The 11,678-nt window shown below is 49.7% G+C and carries 8 protein-coding genes; 2 read left to right on the top strand and 6 right to left on the bottom strand.

The window, feature by feature from the left end:
* Window positions 1-406: 406 nt before the first annotated feature.
* The 3 genes from IEY53_RS24775 to IEY53_RS24765 form a co-directional block, all read right to left on the bottom strand.
* Window positions 407-2,248: an ABC transporter substrate-binding protein gene (locus IEY53_RS24775; RefSeq protein ID WP_189029779.1), complete on the bottom strand. Its 1,842-nt coding sequence runs from the start codon at window positions 2,246-2,248 to the stop codon at window positions 407-409.
* A gap of 74 nt (window positions 2,249-2,322) precedes the next feature.
* Entirely contained in the window at window positions 2,323-3,831 is a 1,509-nt protein-coding gene (locus IEY53_RS24770; RefSeq protein ID WP_189029777.1) for an ABC transporter permease, read from the bottom strand.
* A gap of 16 nt (window positions 3,832-3,847) precedes the next feature.
* Window positions 3,848-5,287, bottom strand: a complete 1,440-nt coding sequence (locus IEY53_RS24765; protein ID WP_189029776.1) for an ABC transporter permease — start codon at window positions 5,285-5,287, stop codon at window positions 3,848-3,850.
* A 137-nt stretch (window positions 5,288-5,424) separates the two neighbouring features.
* On the opposite strand from IEY53_RS24765, the gene IEY53_RS24760 reads away from it, so the two are divergent.
* Entirely contained in the window at window positions 5,425-7,167 is a 1,743-nt protein-coding gene (locus tag IEY53_RS24760) for an ABC transporter ATP-binding protein (RefSeq protein ID WP_189029775.1), read from the top strand.
* A 121-nt stretch (window positions 7,168-7,288) separates the two neighbouring features.
* Here IEY53_RS24760 and IEY53_RS24755 read toward each other — a convergent pair whose 3' ends face one another.
* The 3 genes from IEY53_RS24755 to IEY53_RS24745 are packed head-to-tail and all read right to left on the bottom strand — an operon-like array spanning window position 7,289 to window position 10,250.
* Window positions 7,289-7,513 (bottom strand): hypothetical protein, encoded by a 225-nt coding sequence (locus tag IEY53_RS24755; RefSeq protein WP_189029774.1) that lies wholly within the window; start codon window positions 7,511-7,513, stop codon window positions 7,289-7,291.
* Between the two features lie 6 nt (window positions 7,514-7,519).
* On the bottom strand, window positions 7,520-8,740 hold the full coding sequence (locus tag IEY53_RS24750) for a Ger(x)C family spore germination protein (protein WP_189029773.1): 1,221 nt from the start codon (window positions 8,738-8,740) through the stop codon (window positions 7,520-7,522).
* The gene (locus tag IEY53_RS24745; RefSeq protein WP_189029772.1) at window positions 8,724-10,250 is read right to left on the bottom strand and encodes a spore germination protein; all 1,527 of its coding nucleotides are present in this window, start codon (window positions 10,248-10,250) and stop codon (window positions 8,724-8,726) included. The genes IEY53_RS24750 and IEY53_RS24745 overlap by 17 nt, the downstream gene beginning before the upstream one ends.
* Before the next feature lie 171 nt (window positions 10,251-10,421).
* On the opposite strand from IEY53_RS24745, the gene IEY53_RS24740 reads away from it, so the two are divergent.
* Window positions 10,422-11,534, top strand: a complete 1,113-nt coding sequence (locus IEY53_RS24740) for a GerAB/ArcD/ProY family transporter (protein WP_189029771.1) — start codon at window positions 10,422-10,424, stop codon at window positions 11,532-11,534.
* The last annotated feature ends 144 nt before the right edge of the window (window positions 11,535-11,678 follow it).

Below are 11,678 nucleotides of genomic sequence, written 5' to 3'. Positions count from 1 at the left end.
TTCAAAAATTTTCCTCGATTATAACCCAAATTACCGGAAAGGGCGATGGCTATAATGTTAAGCTTTATGGACACTCGTTCGGAAGAGCCTTGACTATGCCGTCTGGTTCTGGTATCGCATACTCCAGAGCGGAGAGAACGGACTGATTGTGTAAAAGCGGTAGCGGTCGCCTTTATATCCGGATTTTTACCGCTAAGGCAAATAAATAAAATCTGGATATAACAGCGATTGGAACAACGGTCCGTTCGCGCACCGTCCTCACCAAACACTCATGTATATCCTACTCAAAAATAAGGACCAACCCAAACAGCCATTTCATGGCTTATGGGAAAAAACCGACCAGCGTTTGCTGATCGGTTCCACTTATTTTCGCCTCGGCCGCATGTCATACGTTGCCGTTCATTAATTACTTGGAAGCTTGGTATAGGCCCAAGAATTCTTTAACCTTGGCCGGATCGGCCTTCAGTTCATTCCCGGTATCGACCAGCGGGCTGACTGTGGAGACCGCTTTGAGCTTATTGTTTTTGTAGAAGGCCAGAATTTCATCCTGATTGATGGAGTAGAGTACAGCTTTGCGGAGATCCAGGTTTCCCGCTATATCGCGGTTCTTAGTGTTGAACAACAGGTAGCTCACAGCATTGCTCGGGATGCTCTTAAGCTGCAGCTTGCTGTCGCCTTCGACTACTTCATATTTGGTTTCCGGCACACCGTAATACACATAAATTTCACCGCTGCGCAGGGCAGACAATGTGCTGTCGGCGTCTGCAATAAAGCGTACATTTACCTGGTTGATATGGGCCTCGTTGTCTGTGCCTTTTTGATAACCCGGATTCTTCAGGAAAATCCCTTCATAGTCATTCTTGTAGGACAAAATGTAAGGGCCGCTGGCGTACAAAGTATTGTTGTATTTGTCGCCCTCCGTTACCGTGTTCTGGTCACCGTAAGGAATATCCTTGTTGACGTCGAATTTGGCCACATCATAGGTGTTGATGCTCTCCACTTGCTTCTTGGAGACAATGCCGGCAGATTGATGCGCCAGATAGTTCAGCACTTGCGGAAAGGGCTCAGTAGTCGTCAATTTTACGACCTGATATTTGCCTTGCTTGTTGTTCGCTTGTTTCTTGTCTGCTACGAGCTCGGAGATTGGCGCTTCAAGACCTTGTTCCAAGGCTTCCTTCACAGTCCCCTTTCCGCCTGCCTGCTGGATCGAACCCAGAGCGTTCAGGTCGGTGAACACCTCGGCAGTTTTGATATGCTCATGCAGGCTGTAGGTGCGGTGATCCGGCACGGAATCCTTGTTCTTGGCGCGCTCCAGAGAAAACACGACATCATCGCCGCCTACACGTTCCCCGGTATCTACTGCCTTTTTATTCTCGATTTTGGCAAAATTAATATCGTCCCGGAGAATGAAATAATAGTCTTGGTTGCCGTCAGCAATGCTGTAATTGCGGGACAGCGAAGCTTCGGAAGTGATTTTGTCATCATCGGTCAGGTTGACCAGTCGCACATACATATTCGTATTGAGCTGGTTGATTGAACCGTCATTGCCTTTAATCGGGTCCAGGGAGGTCAGGTTGGAAGCTGCCTGGGCCAGAATCAACGGCTGAGTGGCGCGTTTTGCGGTGTCATTGAAATCAATGTCTTCCCAGGCGAGTGCCCGCGATTTGGACAATCTTACAGAATCCGGCTTCAGAATTTCCTTGTTGACCGCTTGGCTCTTCAAGGAAATATACAGCGGGGCAATGCGGGCCTCATCGAATACCAGACGCTGCTCCAGCTCTTTATACGTTTGTGTATATTCTTCCGGTGTTTGTGTTGCCGCCTTATCAATCAGCGCATCAAGCTCAGGATCGGACTGGATACTATAGTCGCCTCCAGTCTTGAACAGCGATCTGACCGCGTAGTCGGGGTTGCCGGTAACTGTTGTCCAGCTGGACATGGACACATCATAGTTGCCTGCATCCTCCTGGGCTTTGAAGCTTGCGTAATCAGGCTGAATATTCAGCTTCACGTTGAAGCCGTTCTTAGTCAGCTGGTCTCTGACAATGTTCAGATCAGACTCATTATTGCTCATGCCAAGCACTTCAATCCCAACCGGCGCAGTAGTAGCAGTATTATCTCCAGCCGGAGCTTCGGAAGAAGCGGGTTCCGTGGTACTGCTGGCTGTATTGGATTTGGTTGCTACCGAGCATCCGCTAAGGATAAGCACCAGAGTCAGCAGCAAAGCCAATGTAGATCTTGTTTTCATTACAATTTCCTCCCCAGAATATAAATAGTATCTCTATGAAAAACGTCAGCAAGACGCATTTTCCGGTGAATCCGTTATTCCATCTTGGGGTCAAGCGCATCGCGCAGCCCATCACCCAGGAAGTTGAAAGATAAGACGAGTGCAATAATCGCCAGCCCCGGGAAAATCGCCAGATAGGAGTTCGTCTCCAGGTAGGTGCTGCCCAGCTTGAGAATATTGCCCCATTCCGGGATATGCGGTTCGATGCCCAGCCCCAGGAAGCTGAGACTGCTGGTAGAGATGACCGCACCGCCAATAGTTAAGGTGGACTTGACGATCATCGGAGCCAATGAATTCGGAACAATATGTTTGAATATAATGGCTGCATTGCTGGAGCCAAAGGCCCGCGCGGCATCAACGAACTCATACGTGGACACCTGCAGCACATTGGCCCGCATGGTCCGTGCGTAGGTCGGGATGGCCCCGACGCTGAGCGCGAGAATCAGATTGACCGTATTGGCACCAAAGGCGGCAATAATCGCAATGGCCAGCAGGATGCCTGGAATAGCATACAGAACATCGAGCGCACGCATGATGATGTTGTCGGTATAGCGGCCATAGTAGCCGGAAATGGCCCCGAGTGTACCCCCTAGAAGAAGCGGCAGAACGGTGGACATTACACCGACAATCAGGGAAATTCGGGCCCCGAAGATAATGCGCGTGAACAGACAACGTCCGAAATTATCGGTACCCAGCGGATAGGCCAGTGACGGCGGCTGCAAAATCAGTGAGTAGTTGTTATCCACGGCCATACCGTAATCAAAGGTGACGTAACTGCAGACAGAGACGGAGAACAGAAAAGCAATAAACAGCAGCCCCAGCATTGCCGTCGTGTTGCGGGTCAGCCGTTCCAGCACATCCTCCCAACCGGCTACCGCAGGATTGTCTCTGTTCCGGATACGGACCAGCAGAATGATGCCCAGCGCCAGCGCGAATAAATTACCGGTCAGCGAGGTCAGCAGCAGCGGATAGGCCACCCAGACCAGCCGGCGGGGAACTTGGCGCCGCCGCACGAATTTAGCTGTGAGCACGACCACGAGCAGATGAAAAGCGGCTACCGCCAGCAGGATAAACATTCCGGTCAGGAAGGTATCCGCTACGTAGGGCTTGTACAGGTTTATTGCAGAGACTGCAATAACAGCTATCTGTGTCAGCAGCGTATACACCGCAAGAGTATACTCCGGCGACTTGCGCTTCCGGATCAGCTGAAAAGCTGCCGTAACGAGGAAGACATTGCCTGTAACCAGGCTTAGGATCTGGATGTAGCCCAAGGCGCGGGTTACGCCATGAATTTCTCCCCGGACCATGATATCTCTGCGTATCAGCAGGGTGAGCAGTACTTGCAGTAATGTAAAGGCGCCATAAAGGCAGCAGGCCACCCATACATAAGGTTTAATGGCTTGCGTCTCCCAATCGTAGCTGCTCAGCAACAAGGCCAATGTTACGATGAGGGAACCGACCCAGGCAAAACCTGCCTGGCGGTACTCCTGGGAGGTTTTGAGCTTAAGCTGTGTTTCGCGCCTTGCGGCGCTTGCGTTGACCATGAATGTTCACCTGCTATCAGTATTGTTTCATTTTGGAACGGATACGCGGGTCCACAAAGGCGTACAGAATGTCGATAATCGCGTTGATCAAGGAAATGGTGATCGCCGTATAGACTACGCCGCCCATAATGGCCGGAATGTCGGGAATAAACTGCTTATCCACGATATAGCTGCCCAGCCCGCTGATGTTGAATACTTTTTCTGTAACGGCTGCCCCGCCCAGCATGCCTCCGAACTGGAGGCCAATGACGGTTACGATCGGGATGAGCGCATTGCGTACGGCGTGCTTCAGCAGCACCTTCCGTTTGCTGAGGCCTTTGGCAGTCGCCGTAATAATGTAATCTTCATGAATGACCTCAAGCGTGGAAGCCCGGGTCATTCGGGCAATGGCTGCAGTCAGGCCTGTCCCCAGCACCACCACCGGCATAATAAAGGTCATCCAGTTGCTAGGGCTAAAGGTAGCCGGAAGCCACTGCAGTTTAATGGAGAAACCCAGGATAAAGACCAGCCCCTGCCAGAAGCTCGGGATCGACAAACCGATCAGCGCAATGAGCATGAAGGTATAGTCGAACCAGGAGTTTGGTTTGGTGGCAGAGATAATTCCGATGGGAATGGCAATAACGATCGCCATCAGCAGCGACAGCAGCGTAAGTTCCAGCGTAACCGGAAATTTGCGGCCAATCGCCGTCACAATGTCTTCGTTCCCCGCAAAGGCTTTGCCCAGATCGAACATTGCAATACCTTTAACATTGTCCCATAGCTGCACAAGATACGGCTGATCCAGTCCGTATACCCGGTTGAATTCGATGATCTGCGCGTCGGTGGCCGTCTGGCCGAGAATATTGACCGCAGGATCAAACGGTGAAATATACAATATTGTAAATACAAGGACTGCAACGCCGAAAATAACGAATACCGTCATTACCAATCTTTCAAATATGTATTTGAGATAAGGGCTGCTATACAACAAAATTAATAGATATAATGGAAAGCCTGGAATAATAGATAACGGTAAAAACCACGGATGCCGCAGCAGCGCCTGAAAGGTACTGATAAACGTTGACCTGGCGAGTCCTTTCTCCCGCAGCCTGCTGTCCACACGTTCGGCAACAATATTCTCAAAGCGTTCTGCCGCCAGCTGCGCGGCTTGGCTGTCAAGCTCAGCAACACTTGCCTGCTGCCCGAAGAACCTGATCTTACTGTGCAATTGTTCAACGAACTCGGTCTTGAGCTGCTCCTGAAGTCCTGAAGCCAGCAGTTCCTGCCGCGTCTCCCGCTCAGTGGAAGCATAAATATCCCCGGCTTTATGAACACGGTGGACAAACAACGTGAACAGATTAACGGGTGCGCCCAGCACAAGGGCGAAATACCGGTATGAGGAGTTCTGCAGCAGTTTGCCGTAAGTGTCACCAATTGCCCCGGCGAAGTTCATCCCCCCACTTTTTGCCGCCTCCATATAATGTGTTCCTCCTTAATTTTTCATTTTACATTTTTTAAATTGAACTATTCCGATCGATAAGGTATATTTTATTAATAGATTTTAATAATGTCAAGAAATGATATCTTTAATAATGAAAACTGGCAGGTGTTACAATGGAACCGATTTTGGAAGTGAATAATTTACATGTCTCTTTCCAGAGCCATGATGAAGAGCGTCCTGCCGTACGCGGCGTAAGCTTTGAAGTTTATAAAGGGGAGACGCTGGGGATTGTCGGAGAGTCGGGCAGCGGCAAAAGTGTCACTGCCCGCTCCATTATGAGATTGCTGCCTTCTCCGCCCGCACATCTAAAAGAAGGAGAGATTATCTTTCTGGGGGATAACCTGGCTACCAAGTCGGAGAAGCAGATGGAGCACATCCGGGGACGGGAGATCGGGATGATCTTTCAGGATCCGATGAGTTCACTTAACCCGACGATCCGGATTGGAGAACAGATCAGTGAAAGTCTGGTTAAGCACCGGAAGCTGTCCCGGAAAGCAGCCAGGCAGGAAGCGCTGGAGATGCTGAAGCAAGTCGGCATCCGCGACAGTGAGATGCGGTATCAGCAGTATCCGCATGAATTCTCGGGCGGCATGCGGCAGCGGGTGATGATCGCGATAGCCCTGGTCTGCCAGCCGGCGCTGCTCATTGCCGACGAACCGACCACGGCGCTGGATGTGACCATTCAGGCCCAGATTCTCAATCTGATGAAGCATATGCAGGAGCGGCTCGGCACCTCCATTATTCTGATTACACATGATCTGGGCGTAGTCGCCGGGATGTGCGACCGTGTAGTGGTTATGAAGGACGGGGAAATTGTGGAGACGGGCACAACCGAGGACATTTTTGCCCGCCCGCAACATCCTTATACACAGCGGCTCTTGAACGCTTTGCCCCGTCTGGACGAAAAGAAGAAACCCAAGGCACCCGGGCTGATTATCCAGGGAGCCGGGGAAGTGAAACGTCCGCTGCTGGAGGTGAGATCGCTGAAGCAGCATTTTGACCTTGGTAAAGGCAGAGTACTGCGTGCAGTCAACGACATTAGCTTCCATATCCGCGAAGGGGAGACACTGGGCATGGTCGGTGAATCCGGCAGCGGCAAGTCTACAACCGGCCGTTCTATTCTGCGCCTGCATGAACCCACCGGCGGGGATGTGCTCTTCCAGGGCATGGCGGTTAACCGGCTGAATGCCCAGGAGATGAAGACAATGCGGCGCCATATGCAGATGATCTTCCAGGACCCGTACGCTTCGCTGAATCCGCGCTTTAAGGTGCTGGATATCATCGGGGAGGCACTGGATGTCCATAACTTGGCCGGCAGTAAGAGTGAACGGAAGAAACGTGTCGAGGAGTTGCTGGACTTGGTCGGGCTTGATCCGGCCTTTGCCATCCGCTATCCGCATGAATTCTCCGGCGGGCAGCGGCAGCGGATCGGCATCGCCCGCGCCCTCGCGGTCGAGCCCAAGTTCATCGTCTGCGATGAACCATTGTCTGCGCTGGATATGTCCATTCAGGCGCAGGTCGTCAAGCTGCTGGAAGAACTGCAGCAGCGCCTCGGCCTGACGTATCTGTTCATTGCCCATGACTTGTCCATGGTCAAGCATATCAGCGACCGGGTGGCAGTGATGTATATGGGCCGGATCGTCGAGCTGGCCGAAAGCGAAGAGCTGTACACCAACCCGCAGCATGATTATACGAAGTCGCTGCTGGCGGCCATCCCGGTGCCCGATCCGAAGATTGAAGCCATTAAGAAAAGAGTGCTGCTGGAGGAACAAAGCGGCGGCGACAAATATAATTTGGAGCAATCAAGCCTGGTAGAGATCTCCGCAGGGCACTGGGTCGCTATGCCGACAGGCTGAAGGTCGGAACAAACTCCTTAGACCTGCGCCGCCAAGCGCATAACCACCAAAAAACCTCCTTACAGGTATCTGATTTAGTCAGAGCCTGCAAGAGAGGTTTTTTGGTATCAGTAAAATAAGTTTAGAACCAAGCTTCAAACAGGCTGTTAACCGGTTTATAGATCAGCATAACGAGAAGTAGCGGGCTGGGAACATTGATTTTGTACAAGGAGCAAACGACCGCACCCATACCGGCGGCCCAGAACATGAACCAGACCAGGAGCTCGCGGCGCCTCCTTCTTCGTCTTAGCAACGGCAAATCGATGACCACGCAAACCGCAGCAATAACCAGAAAAAAAATTAACATGCTCTCTCACTCCTTGATATCATCAATAAACGATTTATCAGTAATGCCAATCCTATTAATCGTCACACTCACTTGATAATGGATGGGCAGCGACTTCAGATAATCGTCCCCTTGGGTTTGCTGTAGTCTGGCCCAAGCTTTCGGACTGGTATGGTATATCGACTCCCCAAACCCAAAGATATCCGCATTAAACTTCTTGTTTACTTGCTCGACGGCCGTTTTCATCCGCAAAGTAATCCGTTCTTCCGATTTTCTCTCCAGCTGTTTGATTACGCGTTCTGCTTCCAGATTATCTTTGCTGTGCACATCTTCAATGTTGCATACCGCCTTTACATGAATGTAAATATGCGGTTCACCGTCAATGAACTTAATTTTACGTTTAGTAGTAGTGTGGAGCGCTTCAATGATAATCGGCTTGCCATCATCGCCATCTATAGGGCCTGAGCTTTTGACAACGTTATTGGTCAGATAATTGTAGCCAATCGTCTCCTTATCACCTAACCAGCCGATCATCTTATCTTGCTTGAATACAGCTACGTTATGAAAAAGCGTACTGGCTTTAGGAGTGCTATCTTCCACATTGCTCTTCTTATCGCCCTCCCCGGCACTGCCGGTCACCACAACTCCGGTCAACACCGGATTCTTCCCCTCACTAATCAGGTCTTCAATGAATCTGTTTAAAGGAACAGCGACCGTTTTGGACGTATTCTTGTAGGATTTGTCCAGGGAATTAAACAACTTATTGGCCGGTACTTTGTCTAGTGGAGTAAAAACCTTCAGGGCCTTTTCTGCGGTCGTATCTTTGGCGACCATGACATAGAAATCATTACGCGGCTCCCGGCTCCGCGTCAGCACATCCAATACCTCGCCAACTCCCGCCCGGGCAAGTTCTTCACCAATCACCAGAACACGGATATGCCCAAAATAGCCGTTTCTAGAACTGATCAGGCTGTACTGGCGTTCGGCTTCGTATATCGTAGGCACAGTGAAGGCTGTAACCACTATCGGTACACCTCCACCCGTTCCTCCCACGGTAGGAGCGGTGAGCGAGGAAGGAATCACCACCTGCAGCGTAACTCTGTACCCGGACTCTGCCTTATCCAGCCCCATCCCCAGCACAAAGGCCAATTCATTTAACTCCCGCCTTTCCCAGCATCCGCTGAGCAGCATAGGTACGATAAAAGCAAGCAGCAGCCGGATGAAGATCTTCCTATTTCTCGCGATCATATGCCGATCCCTCACGTTTGGATGTGTCTTGACGCTTCAGGTCTTGAATCTTATTGTTTGACGGCCTAGTTTTTAACAGCGGCCAAGGAAAACGGAAAATAGAATCCTTCAGATCGCTTGAACGATATGGAGCGATCGGACTCATATAAGGCATGCCGAACGAACGCAAGCTTGCCAAATGCAATATAATCAAAAAAACTCCAAACAGTATTCCGTATAATCCCATAAAACCAGCCAGCCCGATTAGTGCAAAACGAATAATTCTCGCAGCAACCGCCATTCCTGACTCCGGTATGACGAAACTGGAAATCGCAGTAATGGATACGATGATGACCATCGCCGAAGAGATAAGACCCGCCGAAACGGCCGCCTGTCCAATCACCAGCGTGCCCACAATAGATATGGCCTGTCCTACATTCTTGGGTATTCTCACACCGGCTTCCCGTAAAATTTCATACGTCAATTCCATCAGCAGCGCCTCCACAAAAGCCGGAAAAGGTACACTCTCCCTCTGTGCCGCAAGACTGATCACAAGACTGGTAGGAATCATCTCCTGGTGATACGTGGTCACGGCCACATAAAAAGAAGGAGCAAATAGTGTAATGAAGAAGGAAAGAAAACGGATAAACCGCAGCAACGTAGAAATATCGGACCGTTGATAATAATCTTCCGACGATTGAAAAAAGGAGACAAAAAAGGTAGGGACCAGCAGAACAAATGGCGTTCCGTCTACAAGAATCGCCACTTTCCCCTCCAGGATTCCCGCCGCAATGGTATCCGGCCGGTCGCTGTTGTAAATGGTCGGGAAAGGTGTAGCCGCTTTATCCTGAATAAATTCCTCGATATAGCCGCTCTCCAGGATACTATCCGTATCTATTTTGCCCAGCCGGCTCTTCACCTCCTGCACCAGGTCAGGACTTGCGATATGAGTCAGGTACATAATAGATACGCTAGTCTGAGTTACCTTCCCGATTTGAAAAGTTTCCAGCCATAGCTGGCTGTCTTTGATTTTCCTGCGGATCAGTGCCGTGTTCGTCCGCATATTCTCCGTGAACCCTTCCATCGGCCCCCGTACAACCGATTGTGAGTTTGGTTCACTCACATTACGGTCCTCCCACCCGGGCAGTCCGATTCGCAGGGCATCCGCGGTTCCATCCACCAGAACCATCACATTTCCGGACATCAGCTGATGAACAAATTGCTTAAAGTCATGGGTGACCGACAGATCTCCCGCAATTAATATGCGCTTTCGCAGAAGCTCAAGCTTTTGGAACGGATCAAGATCCTTAAACTGGTCTTGGATCGCTCCTTCCTGAAGTGAATATAGTATGGAGTTATGCAGCACCTGTGTATCCACAAGACCGTCAATGTAGACCAGAGCAATATGGGTAGACGAATCCAGTTGCAGTTCTTTTGTGACCAGATCGGTGCTTTTTCCCAGCAGTTGATTCAACTGGATCTGATTCTCCTCCAGACGCTGTGACAATGTGCCCATAACGGTATCCTTCATAGTGAACCTCCACTTTCCATGAACAAGATGTACATAGTATGAAGGAATATTTGATAATTATGCCTATGAATGACCTATTTTCATTCTCGATACATAATTCTGGAAGTGGAATTACATGCTAGGGAAGAAGATATTGCTGACTAGCAGTTTGAAGCAGAGCGGAGGGAACGCATGAGTCTTGAAAATGACCGGCTTAGTACATCTCAAATGATCACACTCGGACTTTTCGCTCTGATTGGGGATATGGCACTTATCTATCCTTCGGTGATGACGGCGGGAGCCCACGAGGATGCTTGGATTGCTGCCTTGATTAGTCTCCCCCTGGGTCTCGCAGTCGTAAAGTTGATGATATCCACAGCAAATATAGATTCAACTAAAACGATTATCGAACTTTCCTTGCAAATTTTAGGTAAATGGGTAGGCGGGGCTGTCGGGCTGAGTTATTTATTCTTTTTCCTGATCGCAGCTTCTACTTATGTCAGGGAAATCGAAGATTTCATGGGCACACAGATTTATGAGGGTACACCCAGCGGGGTCATCGGCTTCATGGCGGTTGTTCTACTGGTCTACGGCATGCGGCTGGGTCTTGAAACCCTAGGTAGAGCAGCCCAGATCTTTTTTCCTTTCTTTGCTGTGTTCCTGATCTGTCTGATCGTGCTGCTGTTTCCCGATGTCCGGATGGAACGGATCTATCCTATGCTGAATACGCCGTTTCCTGACATGCTGCATACTATTATGTACGGTGTGTTTTATCCGTTTGGAGAATTATGTGTGTTCTTTATGGTGTATCCCTATGCCCAAAAACAAAGCAACACGAACCGTGATATCTTCATTTTTCTGTTGATAGGAGCCATTGCTCTTAACCTCATTTTGTTTCTTTCTCTAACGGTACTTGGGGTTTATTTTTCCGAGCATAATTTCTATGCAGCCTATATTCTTGCCCAAAGAATCAATATCGCTAATTTTCTGCAGCGGATTGAAGCGTTAATGGCCACCGCATGGATCATCAGCACTTATTTCAAAACAGCGCTTTACTTCTACTCATTTGTCTTGGGAACAGCCCAACTGCTAAAACTAAAAACCTATCGCTCCCTGATTTTTCCGGTAGCGTTTCTGATTTACGGACTGTCTCATCTGATTTCCAAAGATATCATCTTCTACGTCAAGGAAGTCCCGGCCTATTGGGTAGACTGGAACTTCACCTATGCCTTTGTATTTCCGTTACTGCTGCTCATTGTTTATCATAGCCGGAAACGAAAGGGTCAGGGTAACCCCCAGAAATAGCTTCGATAACCCCGAATAACTGCTTCAGACAAAACAAAAAACCTTGTAGAATCAAGGGTTTCCGGCAATACTCTGGCGCATGCCCCAACAACGAGTGCTGCTTCCCCGATGTTAAGATGGACGATCAGGTCCCTGCCATCTGGG

Origin of the sequence: Paenibacillus albidus, assembly GCF_014644435.1 — a bacterium.
GTDB lineage: Bacteria > Bacillota > Bacilli > Paenibacillales > Paenibacillaceae > Paenibacillus_AQ > Paenibacillus_AQ albidus.
Note: the sequence above shows the minus strand (reverse complement) of the source record. Positions and strands in the feature narration are given on the sequence as shown.

What these genes read in the sequence shown, in the direction of transcription:
- IEY53_RS24775 (WP_189029779.1), bottom strand. Translation starts at nt 2,248, where the DNA reads ATGAAAACAAGATCTACATTGGCTTTGCTGCTGACTCTGGTGCTTATC.
- IEY53_RS24770 (WP_189029777.1), bottom strand. Translation starts at nt 3,831, where the DNA reads ATGGTCAACGCAAGCGCCGCAAGGCGCGAAACACAGCTTAAGCTCAAA.
- IEY53_RS24765 (WP_189029776.1), bottom strand. Translation starts at nt 5,287, where the DNA reads ATGGAGGCGGCAAAAAGTGGGGGGATGAACTTCGCCGGGGCAATTGGT.
- IEY53_RS24760 (WP_189029775.1), top strand. Translation starts at nt 5,425, where the DNA reads ATGGAACCGATTTTGGAAGTGAATAATTTACATGTCTCTTTCCAGAGC.
- IEY53_RS24755 (WP_189029774.1), bottom strand. Translation starts at nt 7,513, where the DNA reads ATGTTAATTTTTTTTCTGGTTATTGCTGCGGTTTGCGTGGTCATCGAT.
- IEY53_RS24750 (WP_189029773.1), bottom strand. Translation starts at nt 8,740, where the DNA reads ATGATCGCGAGAAATAGGAAGATCTTCATCCGGCTGCTGCTTGCTTTT.
- IEY53_RS24745 (WP_189029772.1), bottom strand. Translation starts at nt 10,250, where the DNA reads ATGAAGGATACCGTTATGGGCACATTGTCACAGCGTCTGGAGGAGAAT.
- IEY53_RS24740 (WP_189029771.1), top strand. Translation starts at nt 10,422, where the DNA reads ATGAGTCTTGAAAATGACCGGCTTAGTACATCTCAAATGATCACACTC.